Consider the following 24,605-nt stretch of genomic DNA (forward strand, 5'->3'; position numbering starts at 1 on the left):
CGGGGATGGTCGGCGCCCTTGCGATCCCTGATCGCAAGGCGGGGTGAAGTAGCATTCCGCCGCAACCACCGCAGTTAGGGGAGGGAAGTAAGTGCAGCCCGGCGCGATGTCGAGACCGGTCCGAACCGCCGGTGCCCTGATCATGGCCGCGATCGTGGCCGCGGGCGCCGGCGCGTGCGGCAACTCGGATACCGGAACCGAGCAGTCGGCGCGTCCCGTCGACCTGGCCCAGCTGGACGTGGGGAGCTATGCGACCCAGCCGCGCGAGCTGGGACCGGTGAAGAATCCCGAACAGGCGCGCATGGTCGAGGCGGAGCGGCTGGCGAACTTCGTTCCCGCGCCGTCGGACATCGACCCGGCGTTCGTCCACGCGAATCCGTCCATTGCGAAGATCTTCATCGAGCCGAAAGCCGCGCTCGGGCGGATCATGGACGTCTCCCGGTTCGCCGAGGCCGCACCGGATTTCGTCGCGGGATTTCTCAGCAGCGCGGGCAGCGCTCCGGACAACCGCGGCACGGACCTGGTGAACGCCGTCCTGATCTTCCCCGACGAACAGAAAGCGTCCGCGGCCGCGGCTGCGCTCGAGCGCGTCGACTTCGAGGCCAACGAGCGGAACACGCGAGTGCAGCTCCCGAAGTACCCCGCCGCGCACGCGCATTGGCAGCCGCAGGAGCAATCGATCGGATCCTGGTTCGCCACCGGCAGATTCGTCGTCTACACCTGGATCTACGACTACGTGAAGATCTTCTTGGAGAAGGTCGACTTCGCCGAACTGCACACCTTGGTCGAGAAGAGTCTGGATCGTGTGGTTCCGTCGATCGGCCGGTTCACCCCCACGCCGGTCGACCAGCTGATGACATTGCCGATCGACATGGACGGCATGCTCAACCGCGCGCTTCCGCGACCGCGAGAAGACTCCTGGATCGACCCGCCCGGTGCCTACACCGGCCACGGCGCCCTGCATTTCACCACCGATTCGGCGGAGGACCGCAGGCAGATCGAAGCGGCGGGCGTGGATCGCTTCGCGACCGACGGCACCGATCTGTACCGAGCGCGCGACGCGGCCGCAGCCGCGCGGCTGCGGGAAGATCGTGGCGGCCTCACCAAGAAGTTCCGCGGGGCCGAATCACCGAAAGGTCTGCCCGTCGCCCGGTGCAAGGAGTACATCGGCAACAAAACCGTCGTCGTCCGGTTCTACTGCTCGGTGACCTACGACCGCTATGCGGCCTTCGCCTGGTCGCATCAGCTGCTCGACGCGCAGCAACGAATCTCAGCCCAATACGCATTGTTGGTGAACGCCGCATGACATCGATCCGCTCCGCGACGGCCGCACTCGTCTGCGTTGTCTCCGCCGCGATCCTCGCCGCCTGTGGTTCGACGATGCCCGGAACCGCGCGACCGGGTGAGATCGATATCCGTGCTCTCGACGCAGGCAATTACCCCACCGAGCCCCCGAACGCGCACGACGACGATTACCTTCCGCTGTTCATCGACATGAAGAAGGTCGCCGCGATGCGGCTGGCCGATCACGTCGCCTCCGCCTACGACATCGATCCGCGGATGAAATACGGCTGGTCGTCATCGAGTGTCAGCAGCGGAGTCCTGCCCGATGAACTCGGGCGCCCGGACGATATGAAGCCGATCGCGCAACGGCACCGAATGATGTTCGGGTTCCAGACCAACGGCTCCGATCAGAACATCAGCATGTTCGCCTCGGGATGGCCGACCAAGCCGCGGGCCAATTCGACAACGACCAGCACGGTCGTCATGCAATTTCCCGACCCGGATCGCGCGCGAGAAGCCGCGGCCGAGTTCCACGACGCCGACTTCGGCGCGTACCACGACCGGAACGAGCCGGTCGCGCTGCCCAAGTACCCCCAAGCACGCGCACATTGGCGGCCCGGGTCTCCGTTCCTGCGCGCGGTGCTCGCGCACGGGCCTTACGTGGTGGCCTTCCTCGTGTCGGCCAACGCTCCCGACCGGAACGCCGTGGTCGCGCTGGCGGAGAAAGCGTACGAAGTCCAGCTCCCGCTGCTCGACCAGCTACCGCCGCTGACCGAGGAACAGATGCTGCGGCTGCCCTGGGACCCGGACCATCTGCTGAGCCGCACACTGAATCCGAATAAGACGCAGAGCCCGAGTTTCGACGCGACGCATGCCCTGTTCGGTCTGCGCGGGATCATGCAATACGCCGAAGACCGGAACTACGCGAGAGAACGTTTCACGGCGATGGGCGCCGAGAAATTCGCAATGTCCAACGGCACACTGGTGATTCGCGCATCCGGCCCGGAGGCGGCGCGCCGAGTCGCCGCGGAACGCATGACGCCCACGTTCACCGCGGGCCCGGCCGAGCCACCCCCGCACCTGCCCGACTCGGCATGCGTGGAGAACAAGTCCGGATTATTCGACGACAAACGATTCACCTGCATCGTGGCGTACAAAGAATATGTCGGATTCGTCGCCGGAAATCAGCTGCTCGACGCCCAGCAGCGCGCGGCAGCACAGTATTCCATTTTCGCGAACAGCCGATAATGCCGCAGTTTCGTCACGAACCGAGTCCAGTATGCTGCGTGGCGAACGCAGCGGCCCGCGTCGAGTCAGGAGATCGTGAAAGATGGCGATGAGCCCCGGGACCATCGTCGGCGGGTACCGCATCCTGCGGGTGCTCGGTGCGGGCGGGATGGGCACGGTGTATCTGGCCAAACATCCCAGCCTGCCCAGGACCGACGCACTGAAGGTGCTCGGCGGCGAGCTCAGCCGCGATTACGAGTTCCGGACCCGCTTCGAGCGGGAGGCCAATCTCGCCGCCGGACTCGATCATCCGAACATCGTGTCGGTGTACAACCGCGGTGAAGAACAGGGCCAGTTGTGGATTGCCATGCAGTACGTGGACGGCACCGACGCCGCCGCCGAACTGGCCCGTGACCCGCACGCGATGAGTCCGCTTCGCGCACTGCGCATCACGACCGAGGTCGGCAAGGGTCTGGACTACGCGCACCGCAAGGGCCTGCTGCACCGCGACGTCAAACCGGCCAACTTCCTGCTCTCCTCGCCCGCGGACGGCGAGGAAGAACGCGTCCTGCTCACCGATTTCGGGGTCGCCAAATCCAACGACGACACCACCGAACTCACCCAGACCGGCAGCTTCGTCGCCACCATCGCCTACGCCCCGCCCGAGCAGCTCACCGGCAGCCCGCTCGATCACCGCGCCGACGTCTACAGCCTGGCGTGCTCGTTCTTCAAACTGCTCACCAGCCGAAACCCCTACCCCGGAACGCAACCCGCGCTGGTGATGATGGGGCACCTGCACGAGCCGCCGCCGTTGGCCACCGCGGTCAACCCGGGCCTGCCTCCGGCCATCGACCACGTCTTCGCACGCGCCATGGCGAAGAACCCGGCCGAACGCTTCAACAGCTGCCGCGAATTCACCGACGCGGCCTCGAGCGCCTTCACCCCCGGCTACAACCCGACCGCCACCAATACTTCCCCCACCTACCCGGTCCAGGTCTTCGACCCGCGGCCCGCGACCGACCCACGCATCGCCGCCTCCAGGCTGCACGGCGCGGCCGCGCCGGCGCCGCGCCGCAAGCCCGTGCTCGTGGCGGGCATCGGCGTAGTTGTCGTCGCCCTCGCGGCGGGAATCGGCATCTGGGCACTGAACCGGGACGAATCCGCGCCCACCGTCGCCGCGACGAGCAGCACGGCCGCACCGAGTTCGTTGTCGCCGATCGAACAGGCGCGAGCGAACAACCCGGTGTTCCGGGGCAAGACCATCACGATGGTGGACGTACCGCGCGGCACGCAGGTCTCGATCTTTCTCGGCGGCACCCCGCAGACCAAGTTCCTGGAAGATCTCGGGTTCGTCTACAACTTGAACTACGCCAGGCAGGGCGAGGAAGCCTCGCCCAGGGAACTGACGGGTAGCGCGAAGCTGGAAGTCGCGTCGGAGGGTTACGTCCTGGCGGTGCGCAGCGACGAAAAGGCAGGCGGCGGTGGCCTGCTCGGCCTGCCGTATCAGATCGCAGGCCTCCGCGCCACGGTGATTCCCCTGGACGATCCCGCTGCCGTCGCCGCGGTCCGGAACTGGAATCAGTCCTCCGAGCAGACATTGCTCGATCGGCTGCTGCCGGTGCTGCGCAACCGAGTGAAGTAGCCGGTCGCGCCTACACCGCCCGGCACTTCCTCCGCGAGTGCATGTTGCTGCCGACGATGCGCCAACCTTTGAAAAGGCTGTCTCGCGATTGCTGGAAGGCGCCATCCTTATTCGCGTGCGCGACAACGACTCCGCTTCGGCTCTTTTAGACGAGGATTGTCGACGCTCCGGAAATCACAATGGCGCCGCCGGGAGTGCCCGGCGCCAAAATGCGCGGAACTCCGAACCACCAAGAACGTCAACAACTTCGTATGCGTGCTGCGGTGCGCCAGTCGGCTATGTCTGGGGTACTCAGCTACAAGCTGCTCAACAGCGTGTCGCCGCGCAGGACGCGCTGCTGGCAAACGCCCAATAGCCTCTTGTCGTCCGCATCACCGGCTTTCGTCGTGGCCTAACTGCAATCTGCTGGTAGCGGCGGACATTGGGGTTCGGTAAGGTGTACCGCAGCCAGCCCACTCGCCGATCATTTCAGCAGCGAGCAGGGGGAAGGAGGGGAGCCGAGCGCTGGCGTTGCCAAGTCATGCAGACCCGGTATGCACCGTGGTGTTCCGAGCGGCCTGTATGTGGCCACCGAAACCATGGACGAGCCGGGCAAAGGCGCAGGGCACTGATCTCGTGGGGCGATTCCGAACTTTTTCGAGTCGGATGGAACCGATCAGACCCACACCGCGTCCAACCAGATGTACAGGCCAACTGAGGCTTCAGCCGTTGGCCGAGACGGGAACCGAAAGGAGCCGAAATGGCAGGACAGCTCGAAGCGAGCGACGAGGCGATCACGAAGTTCGTGAACAACTGCCGGGACCGGCACACTGCTCTGCAGGCTGCCATTACCGCACTGAACACGAAGTCGGACCAGACCACCGCGACCTGGAGCGGTGCGGCACGTCAGGCGTTCGACACCTTCATGGACAGCTACTTCGCCCAGGCTCGCAAGCTGAGCGACCAGCTGGACCAGACCTCGGACAAGCTCGCCACCGCTGGAAAGAAGTTCACGGAGCAGGACCAGGCGTTCGCCCAGCAGGTGGCCTCGCAGGCCTCCAGCCTGGACCTTCCCTGATTCCACAGCTGAACCACAGACAACAAGGAGCTCCCTATGGTAGCGAACGATCCCGGGCGGATTGCCTCTAACTTCGGCGAAGTCGATGCGGGCGCCCAGGCCATCGTGTCCGAGGCCCGCAACGTCATGACCATGCTCGAAGACTTCCACAAGCAGGTCACCGACTTCGTGACGAACTACTGGAAGGGTGACGCGAACGACGCGTTCGCGTCGCTGCAGGCCCAGTGGAACACCAACATCACCCAGCTGAACACCACGCTGGAAAGCGCGGGCCGCCTGGTCAGCAGCGGCAACTCCGACCTGCAGGCCACCGACACCTCGCTGGCGGGCCTCTTCTGAGATCCCGTCTCGGCCGATTCGAGCCCCCGGTACTCGTGCCGGGGGCTCGAATCATATGAACAAGTCGGTCTCCAATTACGAAATGACGCGCACCGAGTCGCCGAAGTTCGCGCACTGGGTCTCCAACTGACCCCAACCGTCGCCGACGTACTGACAACCGATACTGACCTGGATTCCGTACTCCAGCAGGACATGCCAGCGAACAGTCGATCCGTCACCGGGTCGTTCCGAATAAGCCAGACCGGAACGGCCGCCGAACACGACATCGCGCTTCAGATCGGTCAACACCCCGGGCGGGCGTTGCGCGATCTGCGCCTCCAACTTCGCGGCGACCTGTTCATAACCCGCGCCATCGACCAGCGGCGTCTGGACCACCGTAATGCGTTGCCGGACAGCATCTTCCGGTACCAAATCGACGCGTGCCCGACCACTCTCCGGCGTCGCGGCGACACGCCAACCCGTCGGCACCCGAAATCGGATGCGGCCGAAGGTTTCCGGCTCCGCCAATGGCGTACCAGCGGGCGACGCCGCGGCGCTGGTCGGCGCTGGGCCTGTGCTCGGCGCGGCCGTCGAAGCATCGTCCTTGCGGTTCACCAGAATCACCGCGGTGACTACCGCGAGGGCGACGACTACCAAGGCGGCGACCGCCGCGAGCGCGACGCCGGTCGAGCGATGCCCCGGTTGTTGCGCGGCGGCACGGTCGCGGAGAGGTTGCATCCACTCGGCGTTGGGCGGCGTAACCGGTGCCTCGTGTTGCTGGCTCGGTGGGGTTTGGCGGCCGCGAACGAGACCGGCGCCCGCGACCGGACGTAGCTCGACGGCGGCCCCCAGGGTCTGCTCGATGGCCGCACCGAGGAGGTCGAGTTTCGCGGGATCAGCGATGCCGACCACCTGAGCCAGGTCCACTGGTCGACCGTCGAGCAGCCGTTCGATAAGGGCGCAGAGGGCGGCGAATCCCGATGAATCCGCGGTGATTTCCGCGAGCGCGAGCGTGGGTTCGTATTCGCAGGACTCGATGTGGACTCCGCGATGGCTTCGAATGACCGCGGAGGCGGTGGTGGTCAGCGAGCCGAACTCCAGCACCAGCGTGCGCTGGCTGTGGCTGGTGCCCTCGTCCGCCGCGACCGCACGCACCGCGATGTCCTCGAACACGACATCCGCTGCGCAGCGGCGCGCCGCCTCGTCGAGCACACTGCGACGGCCGGCACCCCACTCGGTCGGGCAGATCAGCGTGATCCGCTCGCATGGCGTGGCGACGCGGAGGTTGTCCAGCACGCCTGCGAAGACGGCGCCCATCGCATCCACCACCGACGGGGTGCGGGGAGGCAAGGCGATGGCATCGGCGGGGATGAACTGAACCACCGACCCGACCTGGGTGGGCGGAGTCAGCGGCTGCCCCACGACGAGATCGAAACCATTGCTGCCCAGCACGATCGAGGGCGGCAGATCCCAGTGCGTGGCAGCGCCACGCGCCCAGATGCGCGATTCCGTGATGACCAGCTCGACATCGGACATCAGAGTGGCGGCATCCACGCCGTCTGGACCAGCCCCTCGGTATTCCGGGTCACATAGGTGCCGCGGCCCGCGGGCATCGGGCTCGGACGCTTGGTGCCCATCAGCACACCCTCGTCCTTGCTGCAGCTCAGAATCAGTCCGGCCGAACCCAGATCACGCATCCTGGCCAACGTCGCCTCGAACATAGCCCTGCTGGCGCCACCGGAGCGGCGGGCGATGATCACGTGGAAACCGAGGTCGCGGGCGTGTGGCAGGTGTTCGAGCAACGCTTGGACCGGGTTGCCCGCGGAGGTGGCCACCAAGTCGTAGTCGTCGATGATGACGTACAGTTCCGGCCCGCTCCACCACGAGCGATCGCGGAGCTGCTGGGGCGTGACGTCCGCGCCGGGGGTGCGCTGGCTGACGTAGCCGGCCAGATCGTTCATGTTCTGGGTGAACTGCGGCGCCGTGGAGCCGTAACCGGCGAGATAGCCCTCCGGAACCAGGCCGAGCATGCTGCGCCGGTAGTCGCCGAGAATGAAACGAGCCTGGTCGGGGGTGTTGGACGCGGCGATGCCCTCGATCAGCGAGCGCAGCAGCGTCGTCTTCCCCGATTCGGTGTCGCCGATGATGATGAAGTGCGGGCTTTCGACGAAGTCGATGTAGACCGGCGCCAGCTCGGACTCGTTGATGCCGAACGGTATGCGCAAGCACTTGGCGTTCGGGTCGACCTGCGACGGCCAGTCGCCCGCCAGGTACAGCAGTTGCTCGCGCGAAAGCTGCTCGGGCAGCATGCGGACCTGCGGGGCATGGCGGCCCGGTGTGAGCCTGGCAATGGTGGCGACCGCGTCGCCGACCGCCTGGCCCAGGTTGTTCGGGTCGGCACTGCCGTCGATGCGGGGCAGGCCGGTCAGCATGTGCAGGCACTCCGGTGTCATACCGCGGCCCGGCCGGCCCTGCGGGACCAGCGAGGCGAACTTGCGGCCCAGGTCGGAGTCCATCGGATCGCCGAGGCGCAGCTCTATTCTGGTGCCGATCTGGTCCTTGAGCGCCGGACGCGCATCCGCCCAGCGGTTCATCGCGATGACCACGTGCACGCCGTAGGACAGACCCTGCACGGCGAGGTTCATGATGGTCTGTTCGAGCATCTCGAAGTCCTGGCGGATCGAGCCGAAGCCGTCGATCACCAGGAACACGTCGCCGAACGGATCCTCGTGCACACCGGCGGCCGCCGGGCTGCTGGACGGGTCCACCGCACGCAGCCTGCGGAATTCGGTCATCGACTCGATGCCGAGCTGACGGAAGCGCAGCTCGCGCTGGCGGACGATGGTGGTCATCTCCGCGATCGTGCGGCGGACCTGGTCCTCGTCCAAGCGGCTCGCGACCGAGCCGACGTGCGGCAGGCCCTGCAGGCTGGCCAGGGTGCCGCCGCCGAAGTCGAGGCAGTAGAACTGCACCTGTTCGGCAGTGTGGGTCAACGACATCGCCATGATCAGGGTGCGCAGTGCGGTCGACTTGCCGGACTGCGGGCCGCCGACGATGGCGACGTTGCCGCGCGAACCGGACAGGTCGACGATCATCGGATCGCGGCGCTGATCGTAGGGCCGGTCCACGATGCCGATCGGGGCGCGCAGCGTAGCGACCGGAGAGTATTCGCCCGTGAGGATGGAGCGCGGGAGGAGCTGATCGAGCGTGGGGGCCTCGTCCAGCGGCGGCAGCCAGATCTCGTGCGCGGGGCGGCCGTAGTCGCGGATCCGCGAGACCAGCATGTTCACGTTGGAAAGCTGCTCGCCGTCCTCGTCCTGATGCTCGGGCTCCACGCTCGGCTCGGGCGGGAGCGGAACGTGGTCCGCGGCACGGAACCTGACGTGTGTCGCGGTGAACGCCCGTGCTCTGACGTCGATTTCACCGGATTGAGTCGCGACGGTCATGTCGCGCTGCGAGCCGCCGCCGACGTAGGGACCGGAGACGTAGGACGCCTGGAAGCGCTGGATCTCACCGGAATCCGCCTTGAGGTAGCCGCCGCCGGGGTTGTTCGGCAGGTTGTAGGCGTCCGGGACGCCGAGCACCTGCCGGGATTCATTGGCGGAAAACGTCTTCAGACCGATCCGGTAGGACAGGTGACTCTCCAGGCCCTTGAGCTTGCCCTCCTCCAGGCGCTGCGAGGCGAGCAGCAGATGGACGTGCAGCGAGCGACCGAGGCGGCCGATCATGACGAACAGCTCCGCGAAATCCGGGTGCTGGGTGAGCAGTTCGGAGAACTCGTCGAGCACGACGAACAGGGCGGGCAGCGGGTCCAGGTCGGCGCCTGCGGCCCTGGCCTTCTCGTACTCGGAGACGTTGGCGAAGTTGCCCGCCGCGCGCAGCACCTCCTGGCGACGGTTCATCTCGCCGGCCAGGGCGTCTTTCATGCGGTCGACGAGATCGGCCTCTTCCTCCAGGTTGGTGATGACGGCGGCGACATGCGGCACACCATCGAGGCCGAGGAAGGTCGCGCCACCCTTGAAGTCGACCAGTACCAGGTTCAGCTGGTCCGGCGAGTGCGTGGCGAGCAGGCTGAGCACCAGGGTGCGCAGGAATTCCGACTTACCGGAACCGGTGGCGCCGATGCACAGACCGTGCGGGCCCATGCCGTTCTCGGCGGCTTCCTTGATATCCAGTTCCACCGGGAGACCGTCCGCGCCGACACCGAACGGAACACGCAGGCGTTCCCGGCCGTACCGCGGCCGCCAGGCGTGCTCGGGGTTGAACATGCCGATGTCGCCGAGCCCCATCAGTTGCGCCCAGGTCGAAATCACTTCGGAGTCATCGGTTTCCACGTCGCTGCTGCGCTGGGTGGCCGCGCGGTAGGGCGCGAGCCTGCGCGCCACCTGCTGGGCCTGCTGCGGGCTGATCCGGTCGATCAGCGCGAAACGCTCCTGGTTGCCGGTGGCGCCGCGGCCGACGCACTCACCGTTCTCCACGATCATCTTGATGCCGCGGGACACAGCCAGGCGCGGCGCGTAGCCGCACAGGTCGATGATGGTGACACCCTCGTAGCCGGATTCCCGCAGCTGATCGTCCTCGGCCTCGAGCAGGCCGCCGTCCACCACGATGACGATGTGCACCATGTTCGCGTTGGCAGGCTGGTTGCGCGAGTACCGAACCCGGTTGCCGAGCAACGGCTGCAGTCCCGCCATGGCCTCCCGGATCGAGCCGTAGAACATACGCTGGGTGCCGATGCCGTCCTGCGCGTCCGGATGCTGGGTGTGCGGGAGCCATTTGGTCCACTCCCACTCCCGCGCGGTGTCCGGTCCGCAGACGACGCCGACGAGCACTTGGTCCGGCGCCTGGAACATGCACAGCTGCAGCAACATCGCGCGCGTCATGTCCCGCGCCTCACCGCGGTCGCCGTCCAGCGCGATGGTGGCGAAGCCCTTGACCGCGATCGCGGTCGGCAGGTCCGGCACGGTCGAATGGGCCCGCACGAAACGGCGCAACGAAACGGCGGCGATCGGCTCGAGTTCTTCGACCGGGCCGGTCTCCGGTGCGACCAATCGGGTGGCCAGGCGCTGCCCGCCGATGCCGATGCGGGCGTGGCAGAAGTCCTTGTCCCCCGCGCGGCGTTCCCACATCCGGCTGGTGCCGGCGAGCATCCAGATCAAGCCCGGCTCCGGATGGCTCCACTCGACGGAAGCCCGCTGCTGGCCCGCGGTCTCGTTGACGTCCTTACGGACCTGGTCGAGGTAGCGCAGATAGTCCTTGCGATCCTCGTTGGCCTCCGCGGCCTTCTGTCCCTTGCCACCGCCCTGGCCGGCGAACATGCCGACCATGGAGAACAGCATCATGATCGGGAACATCATGGTCATCGGATTGGACGCGATGCCGCCGCCCTGGGTGAAGAGCAGGGCCATCATGCCGACCATGCCGATCACCATCACGACCGGCATCAACTTCATCAACAGGTTTCCCGGTGTCACCCGGGGGATTTCGGGCGGCGGCTGCAGGGTGACCTCGCCGCCGGGCGTGCGAGGCATCTCGCGGCGCGCACGGCGCTGGAAGCGGACAGTGCTCATCGACGAGAATCCCCCTTCGGCACGCTGTGATTCGGCCTCAGTGTAGAGGTCACAGCGGACATGTCGTACAGTTCGACCAGCATTCTGCTTCCCGTACCGTGGGTTCGCAAGCTCGCCCTCGGTCGGCGGTGTCGCGGAATCACGAGGTAGAAGACCGAGTTGGGGGAAGCTTGACGCACGCGCGACTTGACCGTATCGACGAAGAATCCTCGCGCGGGATCGTCCGCGCTCCCGACCTCGCCCGGGTGACGATTCTGGCCAAGCACACCCAGGTGGATATGGCCATCCCGGTGGACGTGCCGGTCGCACTGGTGATTCCGAGCGTCGTCGACATGGTCGCCCAGCACAGCCGCACCAATGAGTTCGACAACGAGGGCGAGCGTTTCGAGCCCGCGGAATGGGTGCTCGCCCGGATCGGACATCCGCCGTTCTCCAATTCGCTGAGCCTCGGCGAGCACGGCGTCCGGGACGGCGAGCTGCTGATGCTGGAGAGCGCCTCGCACACCGCGCCGACGCCGCTGTTCGACGACATCATGTACAACGTCGCGATCGCCGACACCGACCACTACCGCAGCTGGACACCGAAAGTCGCGCGGATCACCGGCTCGGTGCTCGCCGCGGTCACCATGGTCGTCGGCTGCCTCGGCCTGCTGCTGTCCCCCGGCTCGCTGCCGATCGGGGTGGGCGGCTCGGTCGCGCTGTTGGTCGCGATCCTGCTCGTAGTGGCGGCGACGGTGCTGAGCAGAATGTACGGCGACACGCGCACCGCGTTGGTGCTCGGCGGCTGCGCTCTCCCGGCCGCGTTCAGCGCGGGCATGCTCTCTGTGCCGGATCACTATGACTGGGCGCACATTCTGCTCGGGTCGGTCTTGACGGGCGCGACGGCGATTCTGGCCTGGCGGGTGACCGGCGTCGGTCTCGCGTTGTTCATCGGCGCGGCCACCCTCGCGGCGTACGCGGTGCCCGCGGCGCTGGTCGGTCTGCTCACCGATCAGCCCGAGCGCGCGATCGGCGCGGGCGCGGCGGCACTCGGGCTCGGCGGCCTCTCGCTGGCGCCGCGGGTATCCATGCTGCTCGCGAAACTGCCGCTGCCGCCGGTCCCTTCGCCGGGCACCCCGATAGATCCGACCGAGGACGATCCGGACGATCACCGCGCGCTGCCGACCATGGACATACTGCGGGTGAAGTCGGAACGCGCCCGCATGTACCTCGCGGGCCTGGTCGCCGCGACCACGCTGATCACCGCCGGTGGCGCGCTGGCGGCCACCGACCCGACGACCGACGACCCGTACTGGCAGGGCATCGCGCTCGCGCTGGTCTGCGCGGCGGTGCTGATGTTCCGCAGCCGCACCTACGCCGGCGCGGAGCAGGCCGTCGTGCTCATCGCGGGCGGCTCGGCGATCGTGCTGATCATGTTGGTCGGCGCCGGATTCGCGATGGACCAGCCGCTCGCCGTATTCGGCGCGGCCATGGTCGCGCTGGTCGCGGCACTGATCCTCGGCATCATCGTCCCGAACCAGTCGGCCACGCCGCCGATGCGCCGCGGCGTCGAACTTCTCGAATACGCGTTCGTGGCGGCCGTGCTGCCCCTGGTGTTCTGGGTCACCGACCTCTACTCCCTCGTCCGCGGGCTGTGAAGCGCGTACTACGCACCGGCGCGGCCGCGGCGGTGCTGTCGCTGAGCGTGTCGTTCGGAGTGGGCACGGGCCAGGGCATCGCTTACGCCGATCGGCCGCCGCCGGTCGATCCTGGCCAACTGCCATCGGGTGATCCGGCTCGGCCGTTGGACAAAACCGAGCGCCCGGCCAATGCCTCCTGCTATTCCACCCAGCAGGGCGGCGACGGCCCCGCCGTTCCCATTCCGCAGCGATCGCTCAACCTGCCGCACGCGTGGGAGTTCTCCCGTGGCGAAGGCCAGCTCATCGCGGTGATCGACACGGGCGTCGTCGCGCACCCACGCCTGCCCGATCTCGAAGCGGGCGGCGACTATGTGGCGGAACCCGGCGACGGCACCAGCGAGGACTGTGACGCCCACGGCACGGTCGTCGCAGGCATCGTCGCCGCCAAACCCGTAGAGGGACAGGGTTTTTCCGGCGTAGCCCCGGAGGCGCGAGTTCTCTCGATCCGCCAGACGAGCGCCCTGTACGAGATCCCCGGCAGGCAGGACAAACGGCCGGAAGATCCGCCGAAGGGATACGGCAGGCTCGATGCGCTCGCCTCGGCGATCCGGCGGGCTGCCGACCGGCGCGCTTCGGTCATCAACATCTCGCTGGTCTCGTGCGTGCCGAATGGCCAGAGCTTCAACGACGGCCCGGTCGGCGCCGCTGTGCGTTACGCGACGTTGGAGATGGACGCCGTCGTCGTGGTCGCGGCAGGCAATACCGACGGAAACTGCAAGCCGAGCAACCCCGGGATCGACCCGCTGAAGCCGGAGGGCGATCAATGGAACAACGTGACCACCAATGTCACGCCCGCCCGCTACGACGACTACGTCCTGACCGTCGGATCGATCGACCAGAACGGCGCACCGTCGAATTTCACCGTGCCGGGGCCATGGGTCGGCGTCGCGGCACCCGGTGAGGACATCGTCTCGCTCGATCCGCGCGGGACCGGCACCATCACCGGCAAATACGACGGCCAGAGCCTGGTGCCGCTCAAGGGCACGAGTTTCGCGGCGCCCTATGTGTCCGGTGTGGTCGCCTTGGTCCGCGCGCGCTTCCCCGAACTCAGCGCTCTCGACGTCATCAAACGCATCCAGGCCACGGCGCACGCCCCGGCCGAAGGCTGGAACCCGTACGTCGGCTATGGCGCGATCGACCCGATTGCCGCATTGACAGCCGAAGTACCGAAAGCGCTCCCGCCGAAGAAACCGGCGGCGCCGCTGAGTGTGCAACTGGCGGTTCCCGCGCCATCTCCGGCGCCGGACCACCGCGCTCGCAACGTCGCGTTGATCGGCAGCGGCAGCGTCGCGGGACTACTGATCCTGGGCATGCTCGCTTCTTTCCCGATCCGCCGCCGGTTCGGCGTCCACGAGGACGGGTGAGAACTTCCGTGTTCCCGATCTGGCGCCGACCTGTGCGACTCCGACCGGCCAACGTGCTCGAGTGAACGGCGGCAGCTAGCGTGCACGTGTTGCAATGCGGTAGCTGAATACCGCGTCAGATCGACACAGGTAGCTGCCATGTCATCCGTAATGTCCGATTCCGATCCCCAGAGCAAGCCCGGCGTGGCGACAACGGCGAGCCCGCCCGTGCTCACCCGCAGGCAGGCATGGGAACGTGCGACGAATGCGCCGATGATCATGCTCGCGGTGTGCTTCGTCGGCATCTACGCCTGGTACGTGCTCGACACCGGTGCGTCACAGGAACTGGATGCCTGGCTCACGCGTGCGGACGTGGCGATCTGGGCGGTTTTCGCGGCGGACTTCGCTATCCGGCTGTGGTTGTCCACGAATCGCTGGCGCTTCGTGCGCACCCATCCGCTGGAGTTGCTGATCGTATTGCTGCCGCCGTTCCGTCCGGTGCGGCTGGTCCGGGCGGCGCTGCTGCTGGTCGACACGGTGAACCGGAGAGCAGTGACCCGTGCCCGCATGGCGGTGTTCGTCGGCACCAGCTCGGCGCTCGTGATCCTGCTGTGTAGCCTGGCATTCTTCGATGCCGAGTACGGGGTCGAGGACAGCAAGATCGATAGCTTCGGCGACGCGCTGTGGTGGTCGATGGTGTCGGTGACGACCGTCGGCTACGGGGATGTCTATCCGGTGACGACCGAGGGTCGCTTCGTCTCGCTGATCCTGATGACCTTCGGCATCGGCCTGATCAGCTTCGCCATCGGCACCACCACCAGCTGGGTGATGGACCAGCTGAGGTCCGTCGAACAGTCCGCGGAGCGTGCCGATATCGAGATCGGCCTCCTGGCCGAGGAGGTCCGTGCCCTGCGCGCCGAGGTCGCCGCGCTCGCCAGTTCGGCCGCCGACAACCCGGCGGCCCCGATGGCACCAGCTGATACGCATGGTCCGTAGCCATTCGGCCGGTCGGCCAGGCCACCGCGCCGCAGCCAGCCCCTTTGCCCATCTGGTACAGCACTTCCGCACTCGCTCCCGCATTTGCTCGGGCATCGGTTCCCAGATCTGGAAGGCCGCGAATATGCGGTCGTCAACTGCTGCCGTAGGTTCGGCCCATGGCGGCAGCAAATGGTGTGCAAGTTTGGGTGCCGAGCCTGGGGGGTATGAAGCCGAACGCTAGATGTCACAGGAAAGAGGAAAGGGTTCTACATTGATCAACGTCAAAAAGCCGATCGCCGTGTGTGCGGCCGCAATCGGGATCACTGCCGGGGCGGCGGTATTCCTCCCGGCCACGGCATCTGCGGCAACATATGGCGGACAGTGCGGTGAAGGTTTCAAGGTGATCGACTCACACGAGTTGAAGGGCGGCACGGTCTTTCTCACCTACGACGGTAGGACAAACTGCGTGGTCACCGTGCGGGACAAGCCGGGCGAGGCGATATCGATGGGCGCCGGTGTGCGGCAGTCGAAGGACCACTCCCAGGTGGTCGTGAACGACGACCGCGTCTTCACCCACTTCGCTTATGCGAAGATCGAAGCGGAAGGCAAGTGCATCGACTGGGGCGGCCGCATCAAGGACGACCTCTTCGAGGAATTCGGCGTGCACTGCGGTAACTGAGCCTCGATCCACCGGCGTCCTTGCGGCCGTCGGTATGCCAGGAACGGGAAAGTGTCCTTCAAGCTGGGATGATTGCTGTTGTCTCGGCAACAATCGTGCAGTTCGAGAAGGCACTTCCCGTCTGGACAAAGCCCGCGGTGCCGCCCTCCGCCGCAAGATCATCGCTGTCCCCGCACGGCTGACCTGGCCACGGCGAAACCCGTGCTGCATCTCCCCGCACTGGCCCTGGACCGAAGATCTTTAGTTGCAACTGTAGTTGGGATCGTTGTCTTCGCGGTATGCGCGGACGGTGGTGTCGATCAGGCGCCGCATGCAGGGGCCTACGTCGATCAGGAGGATCCACCGTGCCCCGTTGCCGAACCACACAACGCATCGAACCGGTGGCGGAAGTGTTCGGCCTCGTCTCCGCGTAACCGCGAGACTCCGACTCGCACTGGTCGGAGCTCTTGTACCAGGCGCGGAGAGCTGACCGGGCCTTTCAGCAGCGATAAGGCCATGTGCCCCTCGGTGATTGCCGTGTTGAGATCGCCGAGACCAGCGAGCGACGCCGCGAAGTACGCACGGTACGACGCCTCGTCTCGCGGAAGCATGGTTCCTCCACTGCCGATCGCCTCGCGATAAACGGTTGCCGCCCTACTGTGCTGTCCCAAGTAGGAGCGCCCTCTCGCCTCGATGGATTTGATCTCGGCCGGAGTGACGAAATGCAACCAGATCGGGTCATCCGAATCATCGAGGCCACGGTCCACTTCCCGCCAGGCGCGGATCATGGCCTGTTCGAACTCGCGTCCCTCGCCAACCGCCGCGTGCGCCACTGCTACTCGCGCAGTGCGGAGTGCGTTCAAACGCGCTGAAGGGATTCGGCGGGCAAGTTCGCTTGCACGCTGCGCCAGATGTACCGGCTCACGGCTCGTCGGACGTTTCGTGGCGAGGAAGGACATGTTCGCGACGGCGTCCTCCAGCAACTCTTCCTTTCCGCATTGTTCTGCGAGAAGAACTGCCTCCGTGTAGAACCGCCTCGCCCTCTCAAACCGCCCGATGTCTTCGGCGACCCAACCTGCGAAACCGGCGAGCCGACAGGCCGCATCGATCAAGTCCGCGCCTATGCGGGAACCGTATTCACCATGATCGACCAGGCGACGAGCCAGACCGTACTGCTGTATTACGAAGTCAGCGATCCTGCCGCCGCCGTACACGTTATCGTGCTCCCACAGCTGCTGAGTCACCCTGCGCAGGTACGCGATGTGGCCAGTTCCGACTCGTATCGGATCCGACCACGGCAGGTCAGCCGCCGCACCCGTAGCCGCCACCGCGATCGTTGCTGTCTGAACGAATTGCCTGCGATCCACGTCATCGACTCCTTCACCGGGCCTATCCTCGATGGTCCCTGTGTTGGTGTCGCCGAGCAAGAGCGGCAACAGCGCGCAGCGGGGGATGCCGAGCGCATCCGCAGCCCGGATCAACTCGCGCACATCGAAAATCGTGCCGACCTCACCACGTTCGACCCGCCCGGCATGGGTTCGATCCCAGTGCAGTAGCTCCCCGAAGTCGACCTGGGACAAGCCCATCTGCTTACGCACGAGCGCCAACGCCGGGCCCGGCTTGCCCGAGGCGAGCAACTGCCGGAACCGCGGCGAATCCCACACAGCGGTGAACGGTGAATCGGTCACATCCGGCCCCCTACCCCGAAGCGATACGCAATACCCGGAACTTTATGCCCGCCAACACAAATCACGGCGGCAAACAGCAGAAATCGCGCAATCGGGCCGGTCGGCCGACGCTGTCGCCGCAGCGCTTGCCGCGGCCGAGGCTACTGAGAGTCCGGCGCCGGGCCGATGACATCTCCTTGGCACATCGGCCGCAAAGGGTTGCCGGTCGGTGGCGTGAGCCCCCGGCGCCGGACGCTCGATTTCCTGTCGACGCGAAAGGACAGAGCATGACACGGCCGCCCATGACGCCGCAGCCGCCCGCCCCACAAGTCCTCCCCAAGGCGCTGGGTTACCTGCGCACCGACGTGAGCGGGCCGAACTGGCAGCAAGACGAGCAGGCGATCCTGGCACTGGCCACCCGGCTCGGCTACGACCTGGTGAAAACCGTGCGCATGAACCCCGAGATCCACGACCCGCTGTCCCGGCTGCTGATCATCGTCCGCCGCCTCGATATCGCCGCGGTGATCACGCCGACCCTGGAACACATCGGGGGCCCCGGCCGCGTCTGCCGCGTCTGTTCCCTGATCACCATCGCCCCGGAATACGACTGGGCACTCGCCTACAAACCATCCGACGGAAGTGGGCAATAGTGCCCGCGGAGTTCGCAGTCGTATTGACCGTCACAGCCGCCGTCGCCGGGCTGCTCATCCTGCTGTTCTGGGTGCTGCCCTGGCTGATCGACAGCGCATCCCAGTTGCCCGACCACACCGGCGAAACCCGGGAATACGCGAGCTCCCACGCGGCACCGCGCAGGCCGTACCCGGTGGACGAAGCCCACTGGGTAACGCAGGACCACATCGACTGCGACGCCCGCACCTGCGCTGCCAAGGCCGCAGCCATCGACGTGCTCATCGAAGCCGGGCACATGAAACCAGCGAGATACTTCCGGTGAACCCGACAGCTCGCCGATGTCCTCGACCGCTGGTGCGCAGGAACCCTGGCACGAACTCGCCGGTTCAGGCGCTGACCGATCGGCTACTTCGCCGAGGCGACCGGCTGCTTGGCGGGTGCGGAGTCCGGTGCGACGCCGTCGTGCGCCACCATGGCGGCGTCGCGGCCCATGGTCGGACCGCTGGCGAGCAGCCCGACGATCGGCCACGGCGCCGGTTCCGGCGTGACGCCGGACTCCTTGTCCATGCCGAGCGCCTTCGCCGCCTCATTGTCCTTGATACCGAAGCGAACTCCGGTGTCGGCGACGTAGAACATGCTGTCCTTGCGTCGGCTGTCCGGTTCGATGCCGGTGGTCTGCACGAAGGCGCCCGAACCTGGTTTGAAGTACACGGAGTCGACGTTGTCGCCCTTGCCGTCGGCCTGCGCGAGCGGAACCGCCTTGGCGTTGGCGGACATCGGCAGATCGCTGCCGTCGATGACCGCCAGCTCCGCCCGCACGGCGACATCGGTATTGCCCGCGACGCCCGGGATGGGCTTCCACGACAAGCAGCTCACCGGCCGCGCCTTGGGCTGGATGATCGTCGGTGCGGTGTCAGGGTAGGTGTCGACGTTCAATGCCCTCGACTCCGGCGCGTTGGTCTTGTCGAAAGATTCGATGGCGGTGCCGTGGTCGGGGTTGCGTTGCGAGCTGCGGATCACTTCGGCGGTAAACGGGCTGATGGGCTGCAGACCGTTGTGCAGCAGGACGTAGTTCTGATTCGCCTTGCCATCGAGCTGGACGACGGTGCCGATCTTCAGGCCGTTGATCGAGTAGCCGGACGGCTGGCCGCCCGGATCGGTGATCTTCGGCGGCACAATCGGATTCACCTCGGGAATCGCGTTGAGCAGACCCTCGCTGATCGGCCGCGGGGGTACGCCCCGGATGTTCAGCGGATCGGTGACGGTGGGGTCGTTCATGTCGACGCGGGCGCGCGTGTTGTTCCAGACCAGATAGGCCGCGTCCCTGCCCTTCACCAGCAGCGCCTTGTCCTTGGCCATCGGCGCGGCCTTGTCGCCCAGTTCCAGGTCGCCGATCAACACGGAGGTGCTGCGGTCGTCGCTGCCGTCGGTCTTCAGCGAGTCGCACACGGTCCAGACGCGCCCCTTGCCCTCCTTGTCGAAGTGCAGCGAGCCGGGAGCGCCTGGGATGCCGATCAATTGGCCGCGCGGCTTCTTGCCCAGCTCCGATTCCTTCACGATGGCAGGCTTGGCCGCCTCGCCCGCGGCCAGCCGCGCCGAGGCCAGATTCAGCGCCGGATGCACCACGTCGTCGAGTACCACGTAGACCGCGCCGGAATCCTTGCCGATCAGGATCTTGTTGTCGCCGATCTTGTCCTGCGGGCGCAACAACGCGAGCACGCCGCAGCCGGCCAGTACGACGCAGGCCAAGATCAGGCCCGCGGCGTACGCGCGGGACTGGGAACGCATGGGGTCGTGCAGCATTCGCACGTCCCGGCGCACCAAGGCGTGCTCCATCCGCCGGACCAGAAAGCGATAGCCGCTCACCTGCCAGCGTGTAGTGGGTTTTGAAGGCATTATTCCTCCCCCGAACAGTGCTCGCGTTCGCCGAACACAGTACAGTTCCCGAGGACTCTTGTTCAGCTCGGCCATGACAAACCGGCCGACACCGGGTACATGGGGGGGCGATAATGGCGGAACCGGCAGGCGTGGGACCACGACCGCTGCTCGGGCGCATCTCGATGCGGAACCTGCTGATCGCGCAGATCATCGGGTTGATCGCCGGAGTGATCGCGCTGCTCGCCGGTCTACCCGGGCTCCCAGCGCTCGGCGTGGCGGTGGTCGCGATGTCGATCCCGCTCATCCCGGTCGCCAAACGCACTCTGCTGGACTGGATCGTCACGTGGTGGCGCTATCTCACCCGTCGGGAGTACGAGATCGGCAACACCGTCGACTATCGCGGCACGGACGGGCGTTCACTCGGCCTGTTCTGGGACGGCAGCCGCGTGGTGACGGTCGTCGAGGTGCTGCCCCCGCCCGGCGGCCTGACCAGGATCGCCCGCACCACGGTGCACGCCTCGCACCTGCTTCCGCTGCCGGAACTGGCGAAATGCCTGAACCAGCACGACATCCTGCTCAGCGGCATCGACATCATCAGCCACGGGCACCGCAGCCGCTCCGGCACACCCGCGGGCCAGATCTACGAATCGCTGCTCGGTCCGCTGCCGGCCACCGCACACCGCACGGTGTGGCTGGCGATCAGTTTCGACGCGGTGGCCTGCCCGGAGGCCGCGGCCCGGCGCGGCGGCGGGGCCGAGGGCGCCTCGCGGGCGGTCACCATCGCGACCCAGCGCATCATGCGCACGCTCGAGGACGCCGACTGCAACGCCCGCATCCTGACCGCGCCCGAGATCCGCAAGGCGGTCCTGCAGATCACGGGCGGCTACGACCCGCGGTCCCTGGAACACCGGTGGCGCTACGCCGAAATCGGCAACAGCGTGAACATCGGCAGCGCCGTCGACCCCAAACGCCTCGGCTCCGACCTGCTCGCCCAGCTGTGGGTGGCGCCGTCGCGCGGCACCACGGTGGCGGTGCGGCTGCGCCCCGGCCGTTCGGCCGAGTCGGTGAGCATCGGCGCCGCATGGCGGCTGACCGCGCGGGAGCTGCCCGAGCGAACCAAGTTGTCGGACATGATCTCGATGAACGGACGCCACCGCGACGGGCTGCTCGCCCACCTGCCGATCGCCATCCCGGACCTGGACGACACCGTGCCGATGATCGAGTACCCCATCGAGGTGATCGACGTGCTGCACCTGCCTTCCTCGGGCTGCGGCCAGCTGATCGGCTCGGACGACGAAGGAAACGGCGTCGCCGTCCGGATCGTCGGCGCGGGTATCTCGACGGTGTACGTCGCGGGCGAGCTGTACCTGGCGCAGCAGTTGGTGTTCCGCGCGCTCGCGGTCGGCGAGCGGATCCTGATCCGCACCGACCGGGCGCAGGCGTGGGAGAACTTGGTGACGACGATCGGCAATCCGGAGCGGCTGACCATCGCGGTCGAAACCCACCAGTCCGACGCGGGATTCACCGCCACGGTGGTGGATGGTGTGCTCGCCCCTGCCCCGCACGCGGGCGTCACCACCATCTACGTGACGGGTGATCCGATGGGCTGGCCCGCGACCCGTCCCGACCTGGCCCTCCACCAGCCCGGCGCGATCGGCAACCATGTGGTCCTGCGTACCGGCACCGCGCAGGTCGACCTGACGCTGGTGTCGATCCCGCGCGAGGCCACCTACATCGGTCAGCCGCGTGGCCGCCGTACCGTGGCGGCGGCTGGATAGCGGGCTAGCCGGGATACGGGTCGGCGGCGCGGGCAGCCCGCAAAGTGCGTGCCCACCAGGCCAATTGGCGCAGCATTCGCTCGGCGGCGTCGATCGCGGCGCCGTCGCGGGTGTCACCCGCCGCATCGAACCGCTTCTTGGCCTGATGAAAACTGACCGTCTCGCGGACCGAGACCATATGGATCTCGGCGACGACCTGACGCAGCTGCTCCACCGCGCGCAGTCCGCCGGAAAGGCCGCCGTAGGAGACAAAAGCGATGGGCTTGGCGCGCCATTCATGTTTGGCGGTGTCGAACGCGGTCTTCAGCGACGCCGGGTAGCCATGGTTGTATTCGGACGTTACGACGACGAAGGCATCGGCGGCGCGCAGCCGAGCACGGTAGGCCGTGGTCTGCTCGGTCTCGGTGAGGTCGAGCGGCAACGGGGTGTGCGCGAGATCGATGACACCCGTATCGAATTCGGCATGGGCGCGTAGCGTGCGCAGAAACCAGTCGGCGACCACCGGAGCGAACCGCTCCGGACGCACGCTGGCCACGATGACCTCGAGCCGCAACGGGGTGTCCACCGCGCGAGCCTAACCCCCGGAGTGTCCGCCCACAGACACCGGCGCGCTCGATCGACCGACCGGCCCGCAGGCGCTGCGCCCCGCGGACCAGGTCGCGGTGCTCACCTCTTCCACCTCGGGCAACCCGGTTTTCGGCGACATTTCACTGGCTATCCGGCTTGCCGTGGCAGTAGGGTCGACGTGGGGTGAGGGGGGAACTGTGATCATCGGACGCTGGCTGCTGATCGAAACGCTCGGACCGGTCGGCACCTGGTCGCTGCTGGCGGCCGGTTCCGCGCCGCGAGCGTGGAAGTCGTATCGGCGCGCGGTTCCCGCGCGGCTGCAACGGTTCGTCACAGCGGCCCACCACTCCGGCGCCGCGGTCGAGCACCAGCTACCGCCGTCGCGCCACGTCTGGTCGAGACGGCGCGTCCGGGCGCAGCCGCTGCTCGGCCCGGGTGCGCGGGTGCACGCGGTCCGGTTATGGGTCGGCAGCGGCGCCCCGCCACCGCCGGTCGGCGTGACGACCTTCAGCATCGACGGCCGCGCCAGGCGGATCGAGGCGGTCCGGGACGAATCCGGCCCGCATTGCGATCACCGGCCGGTGGTGTGGTTCGGCGCCGAGGTCTTCGAGGCGATGGAGCGCTTCGACGGCGCACTCGAATTCGTCGCCACCATCGCGCGCGCCGAACCCGGCGTCCGCTGGCTCGACACCGCCACCCTGCGCTCCGCGGCCGGCCCGCGCACCCTGCTGCTGGCCGCGCGCAATCCGGACCCGGACCGCCACCACTGGGTGGGCGTTGCCGCCGATGTCACAGCAGACATTGCCCCGCAAGCGAAATCGCTGGAATCGGCGGCATTGGATCTGTTGCGCGGCACGCGATCGAATCGCTACCTCGCCGTCGTCGATCTGGCACAGGTCCGGCTGATCCGCTGGGTCACCGAGCCCGTGCCCGGCTTGCGCTGGGGTGGACCGGCGGACGAACGTACCGTGCCGCATCCACAGGACCGTCCGCGGATTCTGGCCGCACGCGCCGATCTCCGCGCCGGTATGCAACGAGTGGGGTTGGCCGGAGTTCGGCTGGCGACGATGGAGGGCGGCTGGATCGTCGCCGACCTGGAAGCCGAGCCGCTGCCCAGCGGCGTGCCCGGCGCGCTGTCACCGGAATTCGCTGTGGTCCAGGTGACGATGCACCGTCCGAGCAACGGCCCAGGTGACCACGCACTGCCCGAGCAACCATCCAGGTGACCCCGAGCGGCTGATTCCAAGTAACGACGCGGGGCGCCACAGCAGATGACCGACACTAGCGACAGTCCCTCTGACCATGCGCCCGTCCGAGTGAGAAATTGATCAGTCGAGGGTCGCCGCGAACTCGGCAAGGCCGAGGGAGGGAACCACGGAGGCAGTGAAATCCAATGCGTGCCTGGCCCGTTCCGGGGCGGCGACAAAATGCCGGACGTCACCGATGTGGTACTGACCGGTCACCACCGGCCCGGGCCCGCCATGCGCGCGCGCCATGATCGAGGCCACCTCCCAGAGCGTGATCGGGTGTCCCGACGCGATGTTCAGCGCGACGAAGCCCGGCAGCGCGCGCTCGACCGCCGCCACGGTGGCCACGACCGCGTCGCGCACGTGGACGAAATCCCGGACCTGCCCGCCATCTTCGAAGACCTGCGGCGCGCGTCCTTGCGTCAGCTCGGCCCGCAACCGCCCCACCAATCCCGCCCGCGCTCCCGCGCCGTAGACGTTGTGCATCCGCAGCGCGGTGACGGCGCCACCGGTCGCCAGCCCCCAGGCCAGCGCGTAATTCTCCTGGGCGAGCTTGCTGGCACCATAAGCACCGCGCGGACGCAGCCGCGCGTCCTCCCCGACCGGCTCCCAGGTCAGCACCTCGCCGGTGCGTGGAGCGCGATGGTCGAACATGCCGCGATCGAGATCCGCCCTGCGTCGCAGGTTCGGGAAGAACGGCCCGCTCTGCGCACCGCGATAGCGGCCCTCGCCGTAGACGCTGATCGACGAGGCGAGCACCAGGCGACCGACGCGCGCCCGCTCCATCGCTCCGAGCAGCACCGCGGTACCGAGGTCGTTGTGCGAGGCGAACTCGGCGGCCTGCCCGCCCGCGGTCACCGCCGCGAAATGACAGACGACCTCCACTCCGTCCAGCAGCGGCGCGAGCGCCTCGGCGTCGCGCACGTCCACCCGCGAAACACCTTCCTGCGGTTGCGCGTTCGGTCCGTGCACCGAGTCGAGCAGCAGGTCCGCCGCGACCACCTGGTGGCCCGCGGCGATCAGGGCGCCGCGCAGGTGCCCGCCGAGGAAACCGGCCGCGCCGGTGACCAGTACCCGCATCC

General features: G+C 67.2%; 20 protein-coding genes. 14 read left to right on the forward strand and 6 right to left on the reverse strand.

What is annotated here, in order from left to right; all coding sequences use genetic code 11:
* Positions 1-106: 106 nt before the first annotated feature.
* From OHA40_RS11065 to OHA40_RS11085, 6 genes are all read left to right on the forward strand, one after another.
* Complete coding sequence (locus tag OHA40_RS11065) at positions 107-1,306, forward strand: DUF7373 family lipoprotein (RefSeq protein WP_330232964.1); 1,200 nt, start codon at positions 107-109, stop codon at positions 1,304-1,306.
* Positions 1,303-2,532, forward strand: a complete 1,230-nt coding sequence (locus OHA40_RS11070) for a DUF7373 family lipoprotein (protein ID WP_330232965.1) — start codon at positions 1,303-1,305, stop codon at positions 2,530-2,532. Before OHA40_RS11065 ends, OHA40_RS11070 begins: the two co-directional genes overlap by 4 nt.
* A gap of 88 nt (positions 2,533-2,620) precedes the next feature.
* Positions 2,621-4,153, forward strand: coding sequence for a serine/threonine-protein kinase (locus OHA40_RS11075; protein WP_442943982.1), 1,533 nt, complete (start codon positions 2,621-2,623; stop codon positions 4,151-4,153).
* A gap of 115 nt (positions 4,154-4,268) precedes the next feature.
* Positions 4,269-4,508, forward strand: a complete 240-nt coding sequence (locus OHA40_RS34705) for a DUF7373 family lipoprotein (protein WP_442944037.1) — start codon at positions 4,269-4,271, stop codon at positions 4,506-4,508.
* Between the two features lie 384 nt (positions 4,509-4,892).
* Positions 4,893-5,210: a WXG100 family type VII secretion target gene (locus OHA40_RS11080; RefSeq protein ID WP_330232967.1), complete on the forward strand. Its 318-nt coding sequence runs from the start codon at positions 4,893-4,895 to the stop codon at positions 5,208-5,210.
* Positions 5,211-5,246: 36 nt separating this feature from the next.
* Positions 5,247-5,549, forward strand: coding sequence for a WXG100 family type VII secretion target (locus OHA40_RS11085; RefSeq protein WP_330232968.1), 303 nt, complete (start codon positions 5,247-5,249; stop codon positions 5,547-5,549).
* Between the two features lie 75 nt (positions 5,550-5,624).
* On the opposite strand, the gene OHA40_RS11090 is transcribed toward OHA40_RS11085, so the two are convergent.
* A complete protein-coding gene (locus OHA40_RS11090) occupies positions 5,625-7,064 on the reverse strand; it encodes a type VII secretion-associated protein (RefSeq protein WP_330232969.1) in 1,440 nt (479 codons plus the stop codon).
* Entirely contained in the window at positions 7,064-11,098 is a 4,035-nt protein-coding gene (eccCa, locus tag OHA40_RS11095) for a type VII secretion protein EccCa (protein ID WP_330232970.1), read from the reverse strand. The genes OHA40_RS11090 and eccCa overlap by 1 nt, the downstream gene beginning before the upstream one ends.
* 170 nt (positions 11,099-11,268) lie before the next feature.
* On the opposite strand from eccCa, the gene eccD reads away from it, so the two are divergent.
* The 4 genes from eccD (at position 11,269) to OHA40_RS11115 (ending at position 15,777) form a co-directional block, all read left to right on the forward strand.
* Positions 11,269-12,735: a type VII secretion integral membrane protein EccD gene (gene eccD / locus OHA40_RS11100; protein WP_330232971.1), complete on the forward strand. Its 1,467-nt coding sequence runs from the start codon at positions 11,269-11,271 to the stop codon at positions 12,733-12,735.
* The gene (mycP, locus tag OHA40_RS11105; protein WP_330232972.1) at positions 12,732-14,141 is read left to right on the forward strand and encodes a type VII secretion-associated serine protease mycosin; all 1,410 of its coding nucleotides are present in this window, start codon (positions 12,732-12,734) and stop codon (positions 14,139-14,141) included. Before eccD ends, mycP begins: the two co-directional genes overlap by 4 nt.
* A 138-nt stretch (positions 14,142-14,279) precedes the next feature.
* Positions 14,280-15,116: a potassium channel family protein gene (locus tag OHA40_RS11110; RefSeq protein WP_330232973.1), complete on the forward strand. Its 837-nt coding sequence runs from the start codon at positions 14,280-14,282 to the stop codon at positions 15,114-15,116.
* Positions 15,117-15,498: 382 nt separating this feature from the next.
* The gene (locus OHA40_RS11115) at positions 15,499-15,777 is read left to right on the forward strand and encodes a hypothetical protein (RefSeq protein ID WP_330232974.1); all 279 of its coding nucleotides are present in this window, start codon (positions 15,499-15,501) and stop codon (positions 15,775-15,777) included.
* Positions 15,778-16,106: 329 nt separating this feature from the next.
* Here the strand turns inward: OHA40_RS11115 and OHA40_RS11120 are convergent, their stop codons facing one another.
* Positions 16,107-17,393: a helix-turn-helix domain-containing protein gene (locus OHA40_RS11120; protein ID WP_330232975.1), complete on the reverse strand. Its 1,287-nt coding sequence runs from the start codon at positions 17,391-17,393 to the stop codon at positions 16,107-16,109.
* Between the two features lie 317 nt (positions 17,394-17,710).
* Here OHA40_RS11120 and OHA40_RS11125 point away from each other — a divergent pair, with 317 nt between their 5' ends.
* Positions 17,711-18,073 (forward strand): hypothetical protein, encoded by a 363-nt coding sequence (locus tag OHA40_RS11125; RefSeq protein WP_330232976.1) that lies wholly within the window; start codon positions 17,711-17,713, stop codon positions 18,071-18,073.
* A 23-nt stretch (positions 18,074-18,096) separates the two neighbouring features.
* Entirely contained in the window at positions 18,097-18,375 is a 279-nt protein-coding gene (locus OHA40_RS11130) for a hypothetical protein (RefSeq protein ID WP_330232977.1), read from the forward strand.
* An 83-nt stretch (positions 18,376-18,458) separates the two neighbouring features.
* On the opposite strand, the gene eccB is transcribed toward OHA40_RS11130, so the two are convergent.
* On the reverse strand, positions 18,459-19,949 hold the full coding sequence (eccB, locus tag OHA40_RS11135; RefSeq protein ID WP_330232978.1) for a type VII secretion protein EccB: 1,491 nt from the start codon (positions 19,947-19,949) through the stop codon (positions 18,459-18,461).
* 113 nt (positions 19,950-20,062) lie between these two features.
* On the opposite strand from eccB, the gene eccE reads away from it, so the two are divergent.
* Positions 20,063-21,709: a type VII secretion protein EccE gene (gene eccE / locus OHA40_RS11140; RefSeq protein WP_330232979.1), complete on the forward strand. Its 1,647-nt coding sequence runs from the start codon at positions 20,063-20,065 to the stop codon at positions 21,707-21,709.
* A 4-nt stretch (positions 21,710-21,713) separates the two neighbouring features.
* Here the strand turns inward: eccE and OHA40_RS11145 are convergent, their stop codons facing one another.
* Complete coding sequence (locus tag OHA40_RS11145) at positions 21,714-22,274, reverse strand: NADPH-dependent FMN reductase (RefSeq protein ID WP_330232980.1); 561 nt, start codon at positions 22,272-22,274, stop codon at positions 21,714-21,716.
* A gap of 199 nt (positions 22,275-22,473) precedes the next feature.
* On the opposite strand from OHA40_RS11145, the gene OHA40_RS11150 reads away from it, so the two are divergent.
* On the forward strand, positions 22,474-23,502 hold the full coding sequence (locus tag OHA40_RS11150; protein ID WP_330232981.1) for a GAF domain-containing protein: 1,029 nt from the start codon (positions 22,474-22,476) through the stop codon (positions 23,500-23,502).
* A 102-nt stretch (positions 23,503-23,604) separates the two neighbouring features.
* On the opposite strand, the gene OHA40_RS11155 is transcribed toward OHA40_RS11150, so the two are convergent.
* Entirely contained in the window at positions 23,605-24,603 is a 999-nt protein-coding gene (locus OHA40_RS11155) for an NAD-dependent epimerase/dehydratase family protein (RefSeq protein ID WP_330232982.1), read from the reverse strand.
* Positions 24,604-24,605 lie beyond the last annotated feature (2 nt).

Origin of the sequence: Nocardia sp. NBC_00508 (assembly GCF_036346875.1) — a bacterium.
Taxonomy (GTDB): Bacteria; Actinomycetota; Actinomycetes; order Mycobacteriales; family Mycobacteriaceae; genus Nocardia.

Coding starts and splice junctions, on each gene's coding strand:
- OHA40_RS11110 (WP_330232973.1), top strand. CDS start 14,280: ATGTCATCCGTAATGTCCGATTCCGATCCCCAGAGCAAGCCCGGCGTG.
- OHA40_RS11065 (WP_330232964.1), top strand. CDS start 107: ATGTCGAGACCGGTCCGAACCGCCGGTGCCCTGATCATGGCCGCGATC.
- OHA40_RS11155 (WP_330232982.1), bottom strand. CDS start 24,603: ATGCGGGTACTGGTCACCGGCGCGGCCGGTTTCCTCGGCGGGCACCTG.
- OHA40_RS11075 (WP_442943982.1), top strand. CDS start 2,621: ATGAGCCCCGGGACCATCGTCGGCGGGTACCGCATCCTGCGGGTGCTC.
- OHA40_RS11070 (WP_330232965.1), top strand. CDS start 1,303: ATGACATCGATCCGCTCCGCGACGGCCGCACTCGTCTGCGTTGTCTCC.
- OHA40_RS11085 (WP_330232968.1), top strand. CDS start 5,247: ATGGTAGCGAACGATCCCGGGCGGATTGCCTCTAACTTCGGCGAAGTC.
- OHA40_RS11090 (WP_330232969.1), bottom strand. CDS start 7,064: ATGTCCGATGTCGAGCTGGTCATCACGGAATCGCGCATCTGGGCGCGT.
- eccE (WP_330232979.1), top strand. CDS start 20,063: ATGGCGGAACCGGCAGGCGTGGGACCACGACCGCTGCTCGGGCGCATC.
- eccCa (WP_330232970.1), bottom strand. CDS start 11,098: ATGAGCACTGTCCGCTTCCAGCGCCGTGCGCGCCGCGAGATGCCTCGC.
- OHA40_RS11125 (WP_330232976.1), top strand. CDS start 17,711: ATGACACGGCCGCCCATGACGCCGCAGCCGCCCGCCCCACAAGTCCTC.
- OHA40_RS11080 (WP_330232967.1), top strand. CDS start 4,893: ATGGCAGGACAGCTCGAAGCGAGCGACGAGGCGATCACGAAGTTCGTG.
- eccB (WP_330232978.1), bottom strand. CDS start 19,949: ATGCCTTCAAAACCCACTACACGCTGGCAGGTGAGCGGCTATCGCTTT.